The sequence below is a fragment of the Castellaniella defragrans 65Phen genome (assembly GCF_000612685.1).
Lineage (GTDB): Bacteria > Pseudomonadota > Gammaproteobacteria > Burkholderiales > Burkholderiaceae_B > Castellaniella > Castellaniella defragrans.
Genome location: NZ_HG916765.1, coordinates 2,652,094 through 2,672,592, shown reverse-complemented (window position 1 = coordinate 2,672,592; position 20,499 = coordinate 2,652,094). Strand labels below are relative to the sequence as shown.

Below are 20,499 nucleotides of genomic sequence, written 5' to 3'. Positions count from 1 at the left end.
CGGAAAACTCCTGGAGACAATGGGAACGGAGCCATGATCGGACCGGTACGCGACAGAATGTGACGCCAGGGCTTTGTCGTCACACTGATTCTATGAATCGCGCCGTGCATGTCGCATCGCGCATGCCCGCGCCCCCGGATAGGGGAGGCGACGCGCGCCTGCAGCCACAGCGACGCGCGCCGCCCGGCCACGCCGGCGCAGCGGCTCAGGCCACCGCCTCCTTTTGCACCCCGTCCACCGCGTCGCCGAAGCCCTTCAGCCACTGGTCCAGCATGGCGCTGTCGACCACGGTGGCGGCGATTTCCAGCCGGTCGCCGTCGCACTCGGTGACCGTCTGGTCCTTGGAGAGCGGCGTTTCCCGCAGATGATGGCCGGTACGCCGGTCGATCCGGAAGCGCAGGCGGATGAGCGCGCCCTCGCCGAAGCGGAAGCGGCCGTCGGCGTCGTATTGTGCCAGGTCGAAATCCCGGGGCCGGTCGAACGGGATGGTGGAGGCCTGCCCGGCGCTCAGGATGCGGTGCAGGGCCAGGCTGCGCTCGTTGTCGAACCCCCGGTAGCGGCACACCAGATACAGGCGGGGGCCTTGCTGGGCCAGGCCCAGGGGCATGACTTCGACCGTCGTGCGCCGGCCGGCGGCATTCTTGTAGTCCAGCCGCAGCCAATGGTTATGGTACAGGGCTTCGCTGACCGTCTCCAGCACGCCGGGCACGATTTTCGGCGGCAGCAGCGGCTGGCTGGTGGCGACGGTGCGGATCTTGGACGGCCATTCGCGTTCCAGCCGGGCATTGCCATCGGGTTCCAGGTTGTGCCGCGCCTGGACGAAGAAACCTTCCATGGATTTCATCAGGTGGGCAGGCAGCAGGGGGCGCAAGTGTTCCTCGGCCAGCTTCAGCAGCAGGGATTCCTGCGGGCTCAGGTGGGGGATGGCCAGCGGCCTGGCGTGCGGCAGCCACCGGTAGCGGTAGGGGGCGCTCCCGTCGTCGCGTTCGATGCCCAGGTGCGTGCTGAGCATGTCCAGCTGCCGCTGGATGGTGCGCAGGTCGCGTTCAAAGCCGCTGGCGACCAGTTGCGCGTGCAGTTCGCCGGCGGTGATCGAGCGGGGGGCGCGTGGAATCCGGCGCAGCATTTCCAGTGCCAGCAGGGTGGTTTCCAGGGTCGAGGATCGTTTGGCCATGTCGGGGGCGGGGCGCGTAAAACCGCCAGTATGGATCAGATGCGGGCGTCCAGCCATCGCAGCGTCTGCAGCGCCGTGCCTTCCAGGCCCACGCCCCAGCGCGGAGAAATGGCGCTGTCGCGGACGTTGATGCGCAGGATGGGGTGGCCGGTGCGCAGGCTGAAGTGGCGCACCGACGGGATCGCCTGGCCCGCGCCCAGTTCGATGACGGCCAGGCGGTCGCCGCCGACGGATTCCAGCCAGGCGTTCAGACGGTCGCGTTGGGCCACCATGCGTGCCATTTCCCAGTCCAGGTCGTTGAACATCAGGACGTTGGGGCGGGCCAGGGCGCCGCAGTCGGGACAAAGCGGGAGCGGGGAGCGCAGGCGGCAGGTATGCGGATCGACATCCGGCTCGAAGCCGTCGGCCGGCCAGATCCGCGACCGGCAATGGGCGTGGCATTGCATCCAGTGCAGCGAACCGTGGCATTCCAGGATGCGGTCCGGGTCGAAGCCCGCCCGCTGGAACTGGCCGTCGACGTTGCTGGTGAAGACGAAGGCGCCATGGGGCAGGCGTTCGGCCCAGCGCAGCAGGATGCCGAAGCCTGCGTGCGGCACGGCGCGGCGGTACATGGACAGGCGATGGCCATAGAAGCCCCAGGCCAGCGCGGGCCAGCGGTCGAAGGCCTCGGGCTGCGCGATGCGCTTGAAATCCAGGCGGGCCTGGCGCAGGGCGGGATAGGCCTTCCACAGGCCCTCCTTGCCGCGGAAGTCCGGCAGGCCCGAATCCACGCCCATGCCGGCGCCGGCGGTGATCAGCAGCCCCTGGGCTGCGCGCAGGTAGTCCAGGGCGCGGTTCCATTGTGCTTCGGTGGGCGGCATTGCTGCGATTCCTTTGCGAGTGGGGACACAAAGCCAGTCTAGCGGCGGCCCACGACAGAATGCGTCGCCGGAAGGATGCGTCGCCGGAAAGATGCGTCGCCGGAACGGCGCCGTTACGGGACGGGTGCCATGACGGAACGGGGGCCATTGCGAGGAACGGGACCATTGCAAATTACAATACGGGCCTCCCAGACCCTCTCCGGACATCCCCATGCTTACTCAGGACGAACTCAAGCAACAGGCGGCGCAGGCCGCCCTCGACCACGTGCTGCCGCAACTGCAGCCCGACAGCATCCTGGGGGTGGGAACGGGATCGACGGTGGACCGCTTCATCGACCTGCTGGCGCCCCACCGGCAGGAATTCCGCGCGGCGGTGTCCAGCTCGGAGCGCAGCACGCGCCGCCTGCGGGCGGCGGGCATCGAGGTGCTGGACCTGAACGACGTGGCCGCGCTGGCGCTGTACGTGGACGGCGCCGACGAGATCGACCCCCAGCTGAACATGGTGAAGGGCGGCGGCGGGGCGCTGACGCGCGAGAAGATCGTCGCCTCGGTGGCGGACCGCTTCGTCTGCATCGTCGACGAGTCCAAGCTGGTCGAGCGCCTGGGCGCCTTTCCGCTGCCCATCGAGGTCATCCCCCTGGCGCGCGAGGCCGTCGCCCGGCAGGTGCGCCAGCTGGGCGGGCAGCCGTGCCTGCGCGAAGGCTTCGTCACGGACAACGGCAACCAGATCCTGGACGTTTCCGGCCTGAACTACGGCGATCCCGCCGAATTCGAGGCGCTGCTGAACAACATCCCGGGCGTGGTCTGCTGCGGTCTGTTCGCGATCTCCGGCGCCCAGGTGGCGCTGGTGGCGGGGCAGGACGGCGTGTCGCGACTGGAACTGCTCGACTGAAGCCGGCCCGGCGGCGCCCCCGCTCTCCCTCTCCCTTGCCCTGCGGGAGGGCGGGACCGGGCCGGGACGGGACGTGGGCCCGCCGTCATGTTTCCGTCACATGGCGCTGCTATGCTGGGGGTTCCTTCCCAGGCGGCGGGTGCGATGGTACGCTTTGCGCTCGTTGAACGCGCCTGGACGGCCCCCAGACACAGGCAGACAGAGGTCCCGGATTGGAACACACCAACAAGCAATTTCACAGCGAGCTCGAAACGACGCGGTCCATGTTCCTGCAGATGGGCGGGCTGGTCGAATCCATGGTGCTGGACGGCATGCAGGCCCTGTCCCGCGGCGAGCTGCATCTGGTGGACCGGGTCCGCGAGCACGAGCGGCAGGTCAACCAGTTCGAGGTCGACATCGACGAGCGCATCAGCCAGCTGATCGCGCGCAACCAGCCCACCGCGGGCGACCTGCGCCTGCTGCTGTCGATCTCGAAGATGCTGACCGACATGGAACGCTGCGGCGACGAGGCCGAGAAGATCGCCAAGGTGGCCCGCCGCCTGCACGAGTCCGATTCATCCTACGAGCCGGTGGTGGAACTGCGCCACATGGCCGACGCGGTGGCCAGCATGATCCGGGCGGCGCTGGACGCCTTCGCCCGCGAGGATCCCGTCGCCGCCGCCCAGGTGGTGCGCAACGACAAGGACGTGGACAAGGAATGGAAGGCCTCCCTGCGCCACATCATCACCTACATGATCGAGGATCCGCGCACGATCTCGCGCTCCATCGACCTGATCTTCATCGCCCGCGCGCTGGAGCGCATCGGCGACCACGCCAAGAACATGGCCGAGCGCGTGATCTACATGGTGCGCGGCGACGATGTGCGCCACACGGGCGTCACCAACACCGAACGGCTGGCGCGCGGCGAGCCGCCCGAGCCGCGCGACGCCTCGAAGGACACGCGCGGCTGATCCCCGCCGCGGGACACGCCCGAAGGCCGTGCGCAGACGGCCCCGCGCCGCAGGGCGGGCCTGAAGGACGCAGGCGGCCCCGCGCCGCGGTGCCCGCCTGGCGTTCACGCAGCGGCGGGGCGAGTCGGGGCCGCGCTCAGGCCCCAGGCGGCACTCAGCCCCCGGGCGGCACTCAGGCCCCGGGCGGCACGTAGCCCTGGGCCTCGACGTCCTGGTCGTCGAACAGGAACGCCTGCATCCGTCCGGCGAGGAACTTGCGCGCCTCGGGGTCGGCCAGGCTCAGGTGGTTCTCGTTGACCAGCCGCGTCTGGATGTCCAGCCACTTGGCCCAGGCGTCCCTGGAAATCTCGCGCCAGATGCGCACGCCCAGTTCGCCGGGGTACGGGGGATAGTCCAGGCCCTGGGCCTCGCGCTTGAGTTTGCGGCATTGGATCATGCGTGCCATGTCGGGCGCCTCGTCATCGCTGTGGGGAAAGCCGGCATTGTAGCCCCGCGGGGCCGCGGGCCGGGGCCGCGCCGGGCCGTGATCGCGCCGCCGCCCGGACATGGCATCCCGCCAGGCGCCCGTCCCGCCGTCCGGTTTCTTACAGCCGCTTGATGAACACCAGGCTGTTGCGCGAATGGTTGTAGTGGGCGCGCTTCTCGTGGGGCAGGTCGGAGACGCCGCCCTGCACGAAGCCGCGCTTGAGGAACCAGTGCGAGGTGCGCGTGGTGAGCACGAACAGGCGCCGGGCGCCCAGGGCGCGGGCGCTGGTCTCGGCGTGGCGCAGCAGCTTCTCGCCGTCGCCCGTGCCCTGCCATTCGGGGTGCACGATCAGGCAGGCCATCTCGGCCATGCCGTCCTCCAGGTAGGGGATCACGGCCACGCAGCCGTAGATCACGCCGTCGTGCTCCAGCACCGTGAATTTTTCCACGTCGCGCTCGATCACGGCGCGGCCGCGCGGCACCAGGGTGCCGTCGGCCTCCAGGGGCTCGATCAGCTGGACGATGGCGCCCACGTCGTCGGCCATGGCCGGGCGCAGGTCTTCCAGGGTGTCCTCGACCACCATGGTGCCCACCCCGTCGTGGGTGAAGATTTCCAGCAGGATGCTGCCGTCCATGGTGTAGGGCACCAGATGCGCGCGCGCCACCCCGCGCTTGACCGCCAGGGAGGCGTGGCGCAGGAAGGTGGACGTGTCCTCGTCCAGGATGCCCTGGGCGAGCAGGTCGTCGGCGTCCTTGCGGGCCAGTTCGGTGTCCACCGAGCCGTCGGTCTCGGTGACGGTGCGGTTCTGCGTCAGGAAGATCAGCTTTTCGGCGCGCAGCGCCACGGCGGCGTTGGTGGCCAGGTCTTCCATGGCCAGATTGAAGGCCTCGCCGGTGGGCGAGAAGCCCAGCGGCGAGAGCAGCACGATGGCGCCCTGGCTGATGACGTTGCGCATCGCCTCGATGTCGAGCTTGCGCACCGTGCCGGCGCGCCGGTAGTCCACGCCGTCGATCACGCCCACCGGCCGCGCGGTGACGAAATTGCCCGAGATCACGCGGATCTTGGCGTGCGACATGGGCGTGTTGGGCAGCCCCTGGCTGAAGGCGGCCTCGATGTCCAGGCGGATTTCCCCGGCGGCCTCCTTGGCGCATTCCAGGGCTTCCGGGCTGGTGGGCTCCGTGCCGCGGCCGAACTGGGTGGTCTGGCCCTTCAGGCGCAGCTGCTCGTTGACCTGGGGACGCGAGCCGTGCACCAGGACCAGCTTGATCCCCAGCGCCGACAGCAGGGACAGGTCGGCCACCAGGTCCTCCAGTCCGCCGTCCTCGATCAGTTCGCCGCCGAAGGCCACCACGAAGGTCTTGCCGCGGAAGTCGTGCACGTAGGGCGCGACCTCGCGGAACCAGCGCACGAACTGCGCGGGGGCGAATTCGGGGGCGTCCTGGGCGGAATAGGTGTCGGTTTCAGTGGAACTCATGGCGGGCGGCGGATTCGGCGGCGGGGAATGAAGGGGGAAGGGCGTCTCGGGCGATAGCGAAATTATAATGAGCGATTGTCCTTTCCCGGCCGCATTCTGTGGCGCCGGGCGGACAGCACGCTTCATCCCTTCGTGGAACCCGACGTCTTGCCAGAAAATCCATCGCAGCCGACCCGCCGGACGCCCGCCCGGGCCGCGCAGCCGCGCCCGCCCGCCGGCGCCGGCGACCGCCCCCTGCCGCCCATCCAGTATCCGGAAGACCTGCCCGTCAGCGCCTGCCGCGAGGAGATCGCGCGCGCCATCGCCGCGCATCCGGTGGTCATCGTCTGCGGCGAGACCGGTTCGGGCAAGACCACCCAGCTGCCCAAGATCTGCCTGGAGCTGGGGCGCGGCCGCGCCGGCATGATCGGCCACACCCAGCCGCGCCGCCTGGCCGCGACGTCCGTCGCGCAGCGCGTGGCCGAGGAACTGAAGACCGAACTGGGCGACTGGGTGGGCTACCAGATCCGCTTTTCCGAGCGCGCCGGCCCGGCGACGGCCATCAAGCTGATGACCGACGGCATCCTGCTGGCCGAGACCCAGCGCGATCCGCTGCTGCGCCGCTACGACACCCTCATCATCGACGAGGCGCACGAGCGCAGCCTGAACATCGATTTCCTGCTCGGTTTCCTCAAGCGCCTGCTGGCGCGCCGCAAGGACCTGAAGCTGATCATCACCTCGGCCACCATCGACGCGGACCGCTTCGCCCGGCATTTCGGCACGCCGGAGCGGCCGGCGCCGGTGATCCAGGTCTCGGGCCGCCTGTTCCCGGTGGAACTGCGCTACCGTCCCGTGCGGCGCGACGGGGACGAGGATTCCGCCGGCCGCAAGCCGGCGCAGGGCGACGAGGAGCGCGACCTGGTCGATGCCGTGGTGGACGGCGTGGACGAATGCGCGCGCCACGGCACCGGCGACGTGCTGGTCTTCCTGCCCGGCGAGCGCGAAATCCGCGAATGCGCCGAGGCGCTGCGCAAGCGCCATCCGGCCGGCGCCCTGGTGCTGCCGCTGTACGCGCGGCTGTCGCGCGCGGAGCAGGAGCAGATCTTCCATCCGCGCGGCAACGTCCGGCGCATCGTGCTGGCCACCAACGTGGCCGAGACCTCGCTCACCGTGCCGGGCATCCGCTACGTCGTGGACAGCGGCCTGGCGCGCATCAAGCGCTATTCCTGGCGCAGCAAGGTCGAGCAGCTGCGCATCGAGCCCGTCAGCCAGGCCTCGGCCAACCAGCGCGCCGGCCGCTGCGGCCGCCTGGGGCCGGGCGTGTGCATCCGCCTGTACGCCGAGGACGACTTCAAGCAGCGGCCGGCCTTCACGGACCCGGAAATCCTGCGCTCGTCCCTGGCGTCCGTCATCCTGCGCATGAAATCCCTGCGCCTGGACGACATCGAGGCCTTTCCCTTCGTCGAGCCGCCCACCGGCCGGGCCATCGCCGACGGCTACCAGCTGCTGCAGGAACTGGGCGCGCTCGACGAGCGCAACCGCCTGACGGACGTGGGCCGCGTCCTGGCCAAGCTGCCCGTCGATCCGCGCATCGCGCGCATGGTCTTCGCCGCGCACGAACACCAGTGCCTGGCGGAAATCCTCGTCATCGCCGCGGCGCTGTCCGTGCAGGACCCGCGCGACCGTCCCATGCAGGCGCGCGAGGCCGCCGACAACGCCCACGCCCAGTTCAACGACAAGCAGTCGGAATTCCTCGCCTGGCTCAAGCTCTGGCAGTGGTATGGCGAGCAGGTCGCGCACAAGGCCTCGCAGCGCAAGCTGGTGGACCAGATCCGCGCGAAGTTCCTCTCGCCCATCCGGCTGCGCGAATGGCACGATACGCACACGCAGCTGCTGACCCTGGCGCGCGAGCAGGGCTGGCGGCTGAACCAGACCCCGGCCACGCGCGAGCAGATCCACATGGCCCTGCTGGCCGGGCTGCTGGGCAACATCGGCATGAAATCCGAGGACGGCGGCCTGTACCAGGGCGCGCACGACATCCGCTTCGCCATCCATCCGGGCTCGCCCCTGCAGAAGAAGGCCGGCCGCTGGGTGCTGGCGGCCGAGCTGGTGGAGACCACCCGCCTGTATGCCCGCTGCGTGGCGCAGATCGAGCCGGCCTGGGTCGAACGGGCCGGCGCCCACCTGCTCAAGCGCGCCTGGTCCGACCCGCGCTGGGAAAAGAAGGCCGGCCAGGTCGTCGCCAACGAGCGCGGCACCGTGCACGGCCTGCCGGTGTACACCGGGCGCCGCGTGCACTACGGCCGCGTCGATCCCAGGGCCGCGCGGGAAATCTTCATCCGCGACGCCCTGGTGCCGGGGGACATCGACAGCAAGCTGCCCTTCATCGCCCACAACCGGCGGCTGATCGCGTCCATCGAGCGGCTGGAGCACCAGAGCCGCCGCCCGGACATCCTGGTGGACGACGCGCTGATCCACGCCTTCTACGACCGGCAGATCCCCGCCGACGTGTGCCAGACGGCCACGCTGGAGGCCTGGTACAAGGGCCTGGACGCCGAGGCGGCCGCGCGGCTGAACCTGAGCCGCGACGAACTGATGCGCCACGACGCCGCCGGCGTCACGACGGAGGTCTTTCCGCGCCGCCTGGCCTGGGCCGGGACCGAACTCGCGGTGGACTACCATTTCGAGCCCGGCTCGCCGCGCGACGGCATGACGCTGACCGTGCCGCTGTTCGCGCTCAACCAGATCGACGCCGCGCGCTGCGAATGGCTGGTGCCGGGCATGCTCAAGGAAAAAGTCCATCTGCTGCTGAAATCCCTGCCGCAGAAGCTGCGCCGCCATTGCGTGCCGCTGCCCGACTACGCGGCCGGCTTCCACGAGCGCTGGTTCGAGCGCGCCGCCGATCCCGGCATGGGCCTGCTGGACGCCCTGGCGCGGGACATCTGGGAACAGTGCCGGGTGCGCGTCCAGCCTACCGACTTCAAGCTGGAGACCCTGCCGCCGCACCTGTTCATGAACTTCAAGGTGGTGGACGAGCACGGCCGTATGCTCTCCGGCGGCCGCAATCTGGACCAGCTGCGCGCCGAGCACGGCCGCCAGGCCCAGGCCTCGTTCCAGCAGCTGGCCGCGCGCGACCAGCAGGCCTCGCGCGTCCTGGACCACGAGGGCCTGACGGCCTGGACCTTCGGCGAGCTGCCCGAGCTGCTGGAGATCCAGCGCGGCGGCCAGTCCCTGATCGGCTACCCGGCGCTGCGCGACCGCGGCGAATCCTGCGACCTGGACGTCTTCGACGATCCCCAGGAGGCCCGGCGCGTGCACGCGGTCGGCCTGCGCCGGCTGTTCCGCCTGGCGCTGCGGGAACAGGTGCGCTACCTGGAAAAGAACCTGCCGGACCTGACCCGCATGGGCATGCTGTACATGGACCTGGGCACCCAGCAGGAACTGCGCGACCAGCTGATCGACGCGGCGCTGGACCAGGCCTGCCTGATGGAGCCCTGGCCCGCCGACGCGGCGGCCTTCGAGCGGCGCTGCGCGGAAGGCCGCGCGCGCCTGGGCCTGCTGGCCCAGGAGCTGGCCCGCCTGGCCGGCGCCATCCTGGCCGAGCGCGCCGCCTTGCTGAAGAAACTGCCGCAGGCCCGTCCCTGGCCCCAGGCACAGCAGGACATCCGCCAGCAGCTCGACGCCCTGGTGGGGCCGGCCTTCGTGCGCGACACGCCGCCCGAGCAGCTCGGGCACCTGCCGCGCTACCTGAAGGCCGCGCAGATGCGCATCGACAAGCTGCGCGCCGACCCCGCGCGCGACGCCGCCGCCATGGCCGACATCGCCCGGCTGACCACGCCCTGGCAGCGCGCGCGCGCGGCGCTCAAGGGCGCGCCCGACGCCCGGCTCGACGCCTTCCGCTGGCAGCTGGAGGAACTGCGCGTGGCGCTCTATGCCCAGACCCTGCGCACGCCCTTCCCGGTCTCGGTCAAGCGCCTGGAGAAGGCCTGGGCCGCCCTGCCGCGCTAGAGAGAGAAGGAGAGGGTTCCGGCTTTCTGGATTCCGGAATTCACGGATGCGAATTCCCGGATTTACGTCATTGTTTTCCTGAATCCACGTCATTGAATTCCCTGATTCACGGTAATATGGGCCTGTATTTACGTCAGGGTTCCCCGATGATGATCGCGCCGCCCCTGTATCCCCGCTGGATCGAGCCGCGGATTGCCGAAGCCCTGGGCGATACGCCGGTCGTGCTGCTGGCCGGGCCCCGGCAGTCGGGCAAGACGACATTGGTGCGCCGCGTGGCGCAGCAGGGGCTGCGCTACCTGACCCTGGATGACGAACTGACCCTGCTGGCGGCGCGCGAGGATCCCGTGGGCCTGGTCCGGGATCTCGATCGGGCGGTCATCGACGAGGTCCAGCGTGCGCCCCAGCTGCTGCTGGCCATCAAGAAAAGCGTGGACGAGGATCGCCGGCCCGGACGATTCCTTCTCACCGGCTCGGCCAATCTGATGGCCCTGCCGGCCGTGGCCGACTCCCTGGCCGGCCGGATGGAAACCCTGCGTCTGCTGCCCCTGTCCCAGAGCGAACTCGTGTCGCATGACGCCAACTGGATCGATCATGCCTTTGCCGGGCGCATCCTGGAAGCCGAACCCCTCGTGCAGGGCGATGGCCTGATCGGGCGCGTGCTGTCCGGCGGCTACCCGGAAGCGATCGCCAGACATTCGTCCAGGCGCCGTGCCGCCTGGATGCGGCAGTACACGGACGCGCTCATCCAGCGGGATGTCCGCGAAGTGGCCAGCATCGAAAAACTGGATCAATTGCCCCGCTTCCTGAAGGCCTTGGCGCAGATGGCCGGGCAGATGTGCAATTACACCCAACTGGGCGGCGAGGTGGGGCTGGATGCCAAGACGGCCGCCCGGTATCTGGCGGCTTTCGAGCATATGTACCTGCTCAAGCGGGTCGAGGTCTGGGCGCGCAACCGCCTCAATCGTGTCGTCAAGACCCCGAAGCTGCAATTCATCGATTCGGGCCTCCTGGCCGCGCTGCTCGACTTGAACGAGGAAGGCATCCGTCAGGACCGCACGCGGTTCGGCCACGTGCTGGAGTCCTTCGTGTTCGGAGAGCTGCTCAAGCATGCCGGCGTATCGGAAGGCGATTATCGGCTGCTGTACTACCGGGACGTGGATCGGTTCGAGGTCGATCTGGTCATCGAGAATGCGGCGGGGCGGCTGGTCTGCGTCGAGGTGAAGGCGGCGGCCACGGTCAAGGAGCGCGATTTGCGCGGCCTGAGAAAACTGGCCGGGGCGGCGGGAGAGCGATTCAGGATGGGCGTTCTGCTGTACGACGGCGCGGAAACGATGCCTTTGGGCCCTGGCCTCTGGGCCGCCCCCCTGTCCACCCTGTGGGGGCGGGCAAGTCCTCCAGCCTAAGTACAATCCCTCTTATGACCACGTCCCCCGATACCCCCCTGTTCGTCCACCTGCGCAGCCACTCGGAATTTTCCGTGGTGGACGGGATCGCGCGCATCCCCGACCTGATCGGCCGCGCGCGGGAATTCGGCCAGCCGGCCATGGCGATCAGCGACCTGGCGAACCTGTTCGGCTGGATCAAGTTCTACAAGGCGGCCCGCAAGGCCGGCATCAAGCCCATCGCCGGCTGCGACGCCTGGCTGCACAATCCGGCCGACGAGGACAAGCCCTTCCGCGTCCTGCTGCTGGCCTCCTGCCATGCCGCCTACCTGGACCTGTGCGAACTGCTGTCGCGCGCCTGGACGGAAAACAGCCAGCGGGGCCGGGCGGAACTGCGGCGCGAATGGCTGTCGGGCAGGAACGGCCTGATCGCCCTGTCGGGCGCGCGCGCGGGCGACGTGGGCCAGGCCCTGGAGGCCGGCCGCGACGACGAGGCCCGCCGCCTGGCGCGCCAGTGGGCCGCCGATTTCCCGGACGGCTATTTCATCGAGCTGCAGCGCGCCGGCTTCGACGGCGACGAGGCCTACGTCCAGGCGGCGCTGCGCCTGGCGGCGGACTGCGGCCTGCCGGTGGTGGCCACGCACCCCATCCAGTTCATCGCGCCGTCCGACTTCCGCGCCCACGAGGCCCGCGTCTGCATCGCCGAAGGCGAACTGCTGGGCAATCCGCGCCGCGTGCGGCGCTTCACGGCCGAGCAGTACATGCCCGACAGCGCCGACATGGCGCGCCGCTTCGCCGACGTGCCCTCGGCCCTGGCCAACGCGGTGCAGATCGCGCGCCGCTGCAACCTGACCCTGACCCTGGGCGAGCCGCAGCTGCCGCTGTTCCCCACGCCCGACGGCGTGTCGCTGGACGACTACCTGGTGCAGCTCGCCAACGAGGGCCTGGCGCGCCGCATGGTCCAGCTGTATCCGGACCCCGACGAACGCGCCCGCCAGATGCCCGCCTACCAGGAACGCCTGGACCTGGAATGCCGCACCATCATCGGCATGGGCTTTCCCGGCTACTTCCTGATCGTGCAGGACTTCATCAACTGGGGCAAGAGCCACGGCGTGCCGGTGGGGCCGGGGCGGGGCTCGGGCGCCGGCTCGCTGGTGGCCTTCAGCCTGGGGATCACCGACCTGGATCCGCTGCGCTACGACCTGCTGTTCGAGCGCTTCCTCAATCCCGAGCGCGTGTCCATGCCCGACTTCGACGTGGATTTCTGCCAGGACAACCGCGAACGGGTCATCGAATACGTCAAGGAAAAGTACGGCCGCGACGCCGTCAGCCAGATCGCCACCTTCGGCACCCTGGGCGCCAAGGCCGTGGTGCGCGACGTCGGCCGCGTGCTGGAGATGCCCTACAGCGTCTGCGACCGGCTCTCGAAGATGATCCCCTTCAATCCGGCCGATCCTTGGTCGCTGGACCGCACGCTGGAACACGAGCCCGCCTTCCGCGAACTCTACGACACCGACGAGGAAATCCACGCCCTCATCGACCTGGCCCGCCCCCTGGAGGGCCTGACGCGCAACATCGGCATGCACGCCGGCGGCGTGCTGATCGCGCCAGGCAAGCTGACCGACTTCTGCCCCCTGTACTGCCAGCCGGGCAGCGAGTCCAGCGTCGTGTCCCAGTTCGACAAGGACGACGTCGAGGCCGCCGGCCTGGTCAAGTTCGACTTCCTGGGCCTGCGCAACCTCACCATCCTGGACTGGGCCGTGCGCTACGTGCGCGAGTTCAATCCGGACAAGCGCGACTTCGACCTGATGGCCCTGCCGCTGGACGACCAGGCCACCTACGACCTGCTGTCGGCGGCCAACACCACGGCGGTGTTCCAGCTCGAATCGCGCGGCATGAAGGAACTGCTGAAAAGCATGCGGCCCAACACCTTCGAGGACGTGGTCGCCCTGCTGGCGCTGTTCCGCCCCGGGCCGCTGGAATCCGGCATGGTGGTCGATTTCGTCAACCGCAAGCACGGCCGCGCCGAGGTCGATTACTTCCACCCCGACCTGGAACCCGTGCTCAAGAGCACCTACGGCGTCATCGTCTACCAGGAACAGGTGATGCTGATCTCGCAGATCATCGGCGGCTATTCCCTGGGCGGCGCCGACCTGCTGCGCCGCGCCATGGGCAAGAAGAAGCCCGAGGAAATGGCCAAGCACCGGGTGATCTTCCAGGAAGGCGCGGCCAGGAAGGGCTACGATCCGGAACTCGCCGCCCACCTGTTCGACCTGATGGAGAAGTTCGCGGGCTACGGCTTCAACAAGAGCCACTCGGCCGCCTACGCCCTGATTTCCTACCAGACCGCCTGGCTCAAGGTCTACCATCCGGCGGAATTCCTTGCCGCGACCATGCTGTCGGACATGGACGACACCGACAAGATCCAGGTCTTCTGGCGCGATGCCCTGGAAAACGACGTGGCCGTCCTGCCGCCCGACGTCAACGAATCCGGCTACCGCTTCGCGCCGGTGGCTGACGAGCACACCGCCCGGGGCCGCCCGCCGCGCACCATCCGCTACGGCCTGGGCGGGGTCAAGGGCACCGGCCAGTCCGCCGTGGAAGCCATCATCGCGGCGCGCGAGGCGGGCGGGCGCTTCACCGGGCTGTTCGATTTCTGCGCCCGGGTGGACCGCCATGCCGTCAACCGGCGCACCATCGAGGCTCTGATCCGCGCCGGCGCCTTCGACTCCCTGGAGCCCAACCGCGCGGCCCTGCTGGAGGCCCTGGGCAGCGCCATCGAGGCCGCCGAGCAGGCCGAGCGCAACGCCAACCAGGTCTCGCTGTTCGACGACGACACCGACGCGCTGGTGGCCGACGAACTCGCGCGCGTCCCGCCGTGGGACCTGGAAACCCGCCTGACGGAAGAAAAGACCGCCCTGGGCTTCTATTTCAGCGGCCACCTCTTCGATGCCTGGCGCGACGAGATCCGCCGCATCGCGCCCACGCCGCTGGCGCGGCTGGCGCCCTCGCGCGGGCCGCAGTGGCTGGCGGGCGTGCTGGCGGAAGTGCGCGTGCGCATGACCCGGCGCGGCAAGATGCTCTACGCCCTGCTGGACGACGGCAGCGCCCAGATCGAGGTTGCGATCTTCAACGAACTCTACGAGCAGCACCGCCAGAGCCTGAAGGAAGACCGCCCCCTGGTGATCCAGGGGCGCGTCAGCCACGACGACTATTCCGGCGGCCTGCGCGTGTCGGCCGACGAACTCTACGACCTGCAGCGCGTGCGCGAAAGCCGCGCCCGCAGCCTGCGCCTGTCCGTGTCCGGCGATCTGGACCCCGGCCGCCTGGAGGGCCTGCTGGCGCCCTGGCGCTCGGCCGAAGCCGGCGTGCCGGTGGAACTGCGCCTGAACGGCGCGCGCTTCTCCTGCCTGCTGCGCCTGGGCGAGGACTGGCGCGTGCGCATGGACGAGACCCTGATCGCGGACGCGCGGCAGTGGCTGTCCCATGACAACGTGGAGATCCACTACGGATGAAGCCGCTGCGCATCCTGCATTCCGAGGCGGCGACCGGCTTTGGCGGCCAGGAAAACCGCATCTTCAAGGAAATGTGCGCCATGCGTGCGCATGGGCATCACATGGAAGCCGCCTGCCAGCCGCACGCCCGGCTGGCGCGCCGCCTGGCCGACGAGGGCTTCACGGTGCACACGATGCCGATGGACGGCCCGCGCAACTACTTCCGCGGCGTGCTGCGCCTGCGGCGCATCCTGAAGGACGGCCGCTTCGACGTGCTGAACACGCACAGCCGCCGCGACACGATGCTGGCGGGCGTGGCGGCGCGCCTGGCGGGCACGCCGCTGATCGTGCGCACGCGGCACCTGGCGGTCAGGCCGGGCTCGCTGGTGTCGTACACCGGCGTGCCGCATTGCGTGACGACGGTCAGCGAGCACGTGCGGCGCCTGCTGCTGGAGCACGGCGCCCCGCCCGAGCGCGTGGCCACGGTCTATTCCCCCATTCCGCTGCCCGACCCGGTCGAGCACTCCACCCTGCGCGCCGAGCTGGGCCTGCCGACCGACGCCGTCGTGGTCGGCTGCGTGTCCGTGATGCGCGAGAAAAAAGGCCATCGCGCCCTGATCGACGCCATGGCCGGGCTGCTGGCGCGACCGGACGTCTTCCTGGTGCTGGTGGGCGACGGCTCGCCCACCCTGGAAAACCTGCGGGCCCACGTGCGCGCGCTCGGGCTGGACGGCAAGATCCTCTTCACCGGGCGCCGCGCCGACATTCCCAACGTGCTGGCCGGCTTCGACCTGTTCGCCCTGGCCACCGAGCAGGAGGCCTCCGGCACGGTCTTCGTCGAGGCCGCCGCCGCCGGCCTGCCGGTGATCGGTACGGACGTGGGCGGGGTGTCGGAGATGCTGCGCGACGGCGAGACCGGCCTGCTCGTGCCCCCCCGCGACACGGCGGCGCTGACCGCGGCGCTGACGGCGCTGATCGACGATCCGGCGCGCCGCCGCGCCATGGGCCTGGCGGGCATGCGGGCGGTGCGCGAAGGCGACCGCTTCACCCTGGACGGCCTGGTGCGCCGCACCGAGCAATGCTATGGACGATGGCTGGAGGAGCGCGCCCCATGAGCAGGCACCGCATAGTCCCTGTGCTGATGTACCACCACGTCACCCCCGCCGGGGGCGCCATCAACGTCACGCCGGAACATTTCCGCGACCAGCTGGCCTGGCTGCGGGACCACGGCTACCGCAGCCTGAGCTGCGACGAATTCGCCGCGCACCTGGCGGGCACGCCGGCGCCCGCGCGCTCCGTGCTGATCACCTTCGACGACGGCTACCTGGACAACTACGTCCACGCCTGGCCGCTGCTGCGCGAATACGGCTTCCATGCCGTCATCTTCCTGGTCACGTCCTGGATCGGCGACGGGCCCGCGCGCGCCTGCGCGGGCGAGGGCGGGGCGGCGCTGCCGGAAACGCCCGATCACGCCGAATGCATGCGCCGCGTGGCCGCGGGCGACGCCGCCGGCATCGCCCTGCGCTGGGCGGAGATCGAGCGGATGCGGGCCGGCGGGGTCTGCGAATTCCACAGCCACACGCATACCCATACCCGCTGGGACAAGCAGGCGGGCGACAAGAACGCCCGCATGGCCGACGAACTGGCGCAGTCGCGCGCCTGCCTGGCGCGGCATCTGGGCGAGGTCTCCGACCACCTGTGCTGGCCGCAGGGCTATTTCGATCCCGACTACGTCCGCGTCGCCCAGGCGGCAGGATTCCGCCACCTGTACACGACGCGCGCCTTCGGCCGCAACCGGCCCGGCTCGGATCCGGCCTCGATCTTCCGCTTCGCCGTGCGCGACACTTCCGGCGCCTCGGTCGGCCGGCGCATCCGCGTGGCGGCCCATCCCCTCGTCGCGCCGGCCTTCAACGCCTGGAAGCGGTGGAAGCGCGGCCAGCGCTACGCGGGGTGAAGGCATGACGCTGTCGGTCATCGTCATCACCCGGAACGAGGCCGCGCACATCGGCGACTGCCTCGATTCCGTGGCCTTCGCCGACGAGATCATCGTGCTCGATTCCGGCAGCACCGATGCGACCCGCGAGATCGCCCGGGCGCGCGGCGCGCGGGTCGAGGTCGCGCCGGACTGGCCCGGCTTCGGTCCGCAGAAGAACCGCGCCCTGGCGCTGGCCACCGGCGACTGGGTGCTGTCCATCGACGCCGACGAGCGGGTCACGCCCGAGCTGGCCGGGGCGATCCGCCAGGCCATCGGGGCGCCTGCCGCCGAGGCCTACCGCATCGCCCGGCTGTCGAACTTCTGCGGCCGCTGGATCCGTCACAGCGGCTGGTGGCCGGACTACGTGGTGCGCCTGTTCCGCCGCGAGGCGGGGCGCTTCACCGACGCCGCCGTGCACGAGCGGGTCGAGGTCCGGGGCCGGACCGGCACGCTGTCCGGGCACTTCCTGCATTACCCCTACGCCACCCTGGAAGTATTCATCGATAAAATCAACCGCTATTCCACGGAGGCGGCCCGCGCGGCCTTCGAGCGGGGGCGCCGCACCACGGCGCTGGGGCCGTTCGGCCACGGCCTCTGGACCTTCGTGCGCCATTACGTCCTGCGGCGCGGCTTCCTGGACGGCTGGCAGGGGCTGGTGCTGGCCGGCATGGCGGCCACGGGCAGCTTCTATCGTTACGTGAAACTGTATTGGCTGGGACGCGGGTCCCGGCGTTCCTGAAGAAGGCATGAGGATCCTCTACACCAATTTCCACCCCCGCAACGGCGGTGGCCACGCCACCTACGTCGTCAACCTGGCGCGGTGCTTCCAGGGCGCGCACCAGGTGACCGTGGCCACGCCCGGCACCAGCCGCCTGTATGTCCAGGCCGGCCGGATTCCGGGGGTGCGCTGCGTGGCCGCCTCCTTCAGCACGCGCCCGGCGCCGATGCTGGCCGAGGTCGCGCACCTGCGCCGCCTGCTGCGCGAGGGCGATTTCGACCTGGTCCACGTGAACGGCTCGGCCGATCATCGCCAGGCCATGCTGGCCCGCCTGGGCCTGCGCCGCCCGCCGCGCATCGTCTGGACCAAGCACAACACCATGCCGGTGCAGGGCTTCGGCCACTGGCTGCGGGCGCGCTGCGCCACCGAGGGCGCGATCGGCGTCAGCGAGTTCGTCACCGCCATGCTGCGCCGGTCGGCCTACCGTCACCGGCCGCTGCGCGCCATCCATCACGGTGTCGATGCGGAGCGCTTCCGCCCCTGGGCGCCCGCCGACGCGCGGGAAGCCCGCCGCGCCCTGCTGGGAGAGACGCCCGCGGATGTCCTGGTGCTCGCCAGCGTCGGCGGCACGGACCGGGACAAGGGCTGGCTGGTGCTGGCCCAGGCGCTCGCCCGCCTGCCGCAGCAGCAGCGCCGGCGGGTGCGCGTGCTGGTGGCGGGCGACGTGCCGCGCGGCCGGCTGCAGCAGGATTTTCAGGCCCTGGGCCTGGACGGCCTGGTGGTGTTCCCCGGCCTGGTGAACGATCCGGAGCGCATCCTGGCCGCCGCCGACGCGGGCTTCGTGCTGTCCTTCCACGAGGCCTGTTCCTTCGCCGCCTGCGAATCCCTGGCCATGGGCCTGCCGACGCTGGTGTCGGACGTGGGCGGCCTGCCCGAGGTCGTGCGCCATGGCGTGGACGGCTGGATCGTCCCGGCCGGCGACGTGGACGCGGCCGAGGCCTGGCTGCGGGAGCGGCTGTCGCAGCCGATCCCGGCCGGCATGCCGGCCGCCGCCCGCGCCCGCGCGCAGGAGAGCTTCTCCATGCAGGTCTTCGCGCGGCGCACCCTGGAGTTCTACCGGCAGGTCTGTGCGCAGGACTAGCGGCCCGGCGCGATCCGTCCATCATGCCTGCGGTGGGGATGGACGGGCCCGGGCGGCCCGATATAATCCGCTGATGATTCCTATCCTCATGTATCACCAGATCGGGGAACCCGGACCGCGCGGTACGCCCTACCGGGGCCTCACCGTGCATCCCCGGGATTTCCGGCGCCAGATGCTGTGGCTGCGGCGCCTGGGCTACCGGGGGCTGTCCATGGCCCGCCTGATGCCCTATTTGCGCGGGGAAAAGCAGGGCAGGGTGGTCGGCATCACCTTCGACGACGGCTATGCCAACGTGCTGGAACACGCGGTTCCGGTCCTGGAGGAATGCGGCTTCGAGGCCACCAACTACTTCGTCGTGCGTCAGCTGGGCGGCAGCAACGTCTGGGACGCCGACGAAGGCGTGCCGCCCGCGCCGCTGATGGACGCCGCCGGGGTGCGCGCCTGGGTGGCCGCCGGCCACGAGGCCGGTTCGCATACGCTGAACCATCCCGTCCTGCCGCGCATCTCGCCGGAGCTCGCCGTCAACGAAATCCGCGATTCGCGCGACGCGCTGGAGCAGATCGCGGGCGCTCCGGTGCGGGCCTTCTGCTATCCCTACGGCAAATTCACGCCCGCGCTGGCGGACGTCGCGCGCGCCGCCGGCTACGACAGCGCCACCACCACCGCGCGCGGCCTGGCGCGGCCGGACGACGATCCCTACGCGCTGCCGCGCGTGGCCGTCATGCGCTCGACCCATCTGCTGCGTTTCCTGCAGAAATGCCTGACGCAGCTCGAAGACAGGCGCCGCCGCAAGGCCGAAGCCGCCGCGCATGGCTGAATCCCCCCTGTCCATCGCCTTCGTCGTCGATCGTTTCGGCAACCGCTACGGCGGGGCCGAGGCCTACGGCGTGGCGCTGATGCGCGAACTGGCCGCCGCCGGCCACCGGGTCACGGTCTTCGCCCGGGAATACGACCCCGCCTGCGACCTGAAGCTGCCGTTCCGGCCGATCGCGGTCGGCCGGCGCTGGCCCAGCTGGATCCGGGTCTGGCTGTTCGCCCGGCGCGCGGCGCGCGCCACGCGCCCGGGCTTCGACATCGTCCATTCCCACATGAACGGCTGGTGCGGCGACGTGGAGGTCGTGCACGTCACGCCGGTGCGTTACCGCTGGCGGGTGCAGCCCATGCCCGGCCTGCGGCGCTGGCTGTCGCGCCTCAGCCCCCGGGTGCGGACCTATCTCGGCCTGGAGGCGCGCCGCGTGGCGCCGCGCCCGGGCCATCGGGTGGTGGCGGTGTCGCAGCTGATCGCCCACCAGCTGGCGCAGGCCTACGGCCCGGCCCTGGACGCGCCCGTCATCGCCCCGGGCGTGGCGCAGGCCGAGCCGGTCTCCGCCGAACGGCGCCGCCGGACGCGGGCCGGGCTGGGCCTGCCGGCCGAGGGCACGCTGTGCCTGCTGGTGGCGCGCAATCCGATGCGCAAGGGCCTGCCCACCGTGCTGCGCGCGCTGGCCGAACTGCCCGACGACGTGCTGCTGCTGGTGGTCGGCGCCAATGCGGCCTCGCGCGAGTGCGTGGCCCGCGCGCCGGAGTCCGTGCGCCGCCGCACCCACCTGGTGGCGGAGACCTCGCAGGTCGAGCCCTACTACCAGGCGGCCGACCTGTACGTGCATCCCACCCTGAACGACAGCTTCGGCATGGCGCCGCTGGAGGCCATGTCCTTCGGCCTGCCGGTGATCCTCAGCCCCGCGCCCTGGTGCGGTTTCGCCCAGTACGTCCGGCCGGGTGCGGAAGCCCTGGTCCTCAGCCATCCCGAGCGCGCGGACGAACTGGCGCAGGCCATCGGGCGGCTGCGCGCGGATGCGGACCTGCGCGAGCGGCTGCTGGCCGGCGCGCAGGACGTGCTGGCGCGCCACGCCTGGCCGGAAGTGGCGCGCCGGTACCTGGACCTGTACGCGGACATCCTGCGCGAGCGCGCCGGCGCCCCGTCCTGAATCCCGGCGCTTTCCGCGT

At 70.4% G+C, this 20,499-nt stretch carries 15 protein-coding genes; 11 read left to right on the top strand and 4 right to left on the bottom strand.

What is annotated here, in order from left to right; translation table 11 throughout:
- Window positions 1-205: 205 nt before the first annotated feature.
- Both BN940_RS11940 and BN940_RS11935 read right to left on the bottom strand, forming a co-directional pair.
- Window positions 206-1,174 (bottom strand): helix-turn-helix transcriptional regulator, encoded by a 969-nt coding sequence (locus BN940_RS11940; protein WP_043683342.1) that lies wholly within the window; start codon window positions 1,172-1,174, stop codon window positions 206-208.
- A gap of 35 nt (window positions 1,175-1,209) precedes the next feature.
- Window positions 1,210-2,034 (bottom strand): SIR2 family NAD-dependent protein deacylase, encoded by an 825-nt coding sequence (locus BN940_RS11935; protein ID WP_043683339.1) that lies wholly within the window; start codon window positions 2,032-2,034, stop codon window positions 1,210-1,212.
- A gap of 211 nt (window positions 2,035-2,245) precedes the next feature.
- Between BN940_RS11935 and rpiA the strand changes: the two genes are divergently transcribed.
- The gene (gene rpiA, locus BN940_RS11930; protein WP_043683337.1) at window positions 2,246-2,926 is read left to right on the top strand and encodes a ribose-5-phosphate isomerase RpiA; all 681 of its coding nucleotides are present in this window, start codon (window positions 2,246-2,248) and stop codon (window positions 2,924-2,926) included.
- A gap of 212 nt (window positions 2,927-3,138) precedes the next feature.
- The gene (gene phoU, locus BN940_RS11925) at window positions 3,139-3,876 is read left to right on the top strand and encodes a phosphate signaling complex protein PhoU (RefSeq protein ID WP_043683334.1); all 738 of its coding nucleotides are present in this window, start codon (window positions 3,139-3,141) and stop codon (window positions 3,874-3,876) included.
- Between the two features lie 172 nt (window positions 3,877-4,048).
- Here phoU and BN940_RS11920 read toward each other — a convergent pair whose 3' ends face one another.
- Together BN940_RS11920 and argA are read right to left on the bottom strand one after the other, a co-directional pair.
- Entirely contained in the window at window positions 4,049-4,321 is a 273-nt protein-coding gene (locus tag BN940_RS11920; RefSeq protein ID WP_043687037.1) for an oxidative damage protection protein, read from the bottom strand.
- Window positions 4,322-4,460: 139 nt separating this feature from the next.
- Window positions 4,461-5,816: an amino-acid N-acetyltransferase gene (gene argA / locus BN940_RS11915; protein ID WP_043683331.1), complete on the bottom strand. Its 1,356-nt coding sequence runs from the start codon at window positions 5,814-5,816 to the stop codon at window positions 4,461-4,463.
- 147 nt (window positions 5,817-5,963) lie between these two features.
- On the opposite strand from argA, the gene hrpA reads away from it, so the two are divergent.
- The 9 genes from hrpA to BN940_RS11870 all read left to right on the top strand — a co-directional run bounded on the left by hrpA (window position 5,964) and on the right by BN940_RS11870 (window position 20,480).
- Window positions 5,964-9,803 carry an ATP-dependent RNA helicase HrpA gene (hrpA, locus tag BN940_RS11910; protein WP_043687034.1) on the top strand — a complete coding sequence of 1,280 codons (3,840 nt, stop codon included), beginning with the start codon at window positions 5,964-5,966 and terminating at the stop codon, window positions 9,801-9,803.
- 146 nt (window positions 9,804-9,949) lie between these two features.
- On the top strand, window positions 9,950-11,206 hold the full coding sequence (locus BN940_RS11905) for an ATP-binding protein (RefSeq protein WP_148304954.1): 1,257 nt from the start codon (window positions 9,950-9,952) through the stop codon (window positions 11,204-11,206).
- A gap of 14 nt (window positions 11,207-11,220) precedes the next feature.
- On the top strand, window positions 11,221-14,700 hold the full coding sequence (dnaE, locus tag BN940_RS11900; RefSeq protein WP_043683329.1) for a DNA polymerase III subunit alpha: 3,480 nt from the start codon (window positions 11,221-11,223) through the stop codon (window positions 14,698-14,700).
- Complete coding sequence (locus BN940_RS11895) at window positions 14,697-15,794, top strand: glycosyltransferase family 4 protein (protein WP_043683328.1); 1,098 nt, start codon at window positions 14,697-14,699, stop codon at window positions 15,792-15,794. The genes dnaE and BN940_RS11895 overlap by 4 nt, the downstream gene beginning before the upstream one ends.
- Entirely contained in the window at window positions 15,791-16,633 is an 843-nt protein-coding gene (locus BN940_RS11890) for a polysaccharide deacetylase family protein (protein WP_043683327.1), read from the top strand. Before BN940_RS11895 ends, BN940_RS11890 begins: the two co-directional genes overlap by 4 nt.
- A gap of 4 nt (window positions 16,634-16,637) precedes the next feature.
- A complete protein-coding gene (locus BN940_RS11885) occupies window positions 16,638-17,393 on the top strand; it encodes a glycosyltransferase family 2 protein (RefSeq protein WP_043683326.1) in 756 nt (251 codons plus the stop codon).
- Between the two features lie 7 nt (window positions 17,394-17,400).
- Window positions 17,401-18,513, top strand: a complete 1,113-nt coding sequence (locus BN940_RS11880; RefSeq protein WP_043683323.1) for a glycosyltransferase — start codon at window positions 17,401-17,403, stop codon at window positions 18,511-18,513.
- 70 nt (window positions 18,514-18,583) lie between these two features.
- The gene (locus BN940_RS11875) at window positions 18,584-19,330 is read left to right on the top strand and encodes a polysaccharide deacetylase family protein (RefSeq protein ID WP_148305048.1); all 747 of its coding nucleotides are present in this window, start codon (window positions 18,584-18,586) and stop codon (window positions 19,328-19,330) included.
- Window positions 19,323-20,480, top strand: coding sequence for a glycosyltransferase family 4 protein (locus tag BN940_RS11870; protein ID WP_043683317.1), 1,158 nt, complete (start codon window positions 19,323-19,325; stop codon window positions 20,478-20,480). The genes BN940_RS11875 and BN940_RS11870 overlap by 8 nt, the downstream gene beginning before the upstream one ends.
- The last annotated feature ends 19 nt before the right edge of the window (window positions 20,481-20,499 follow it).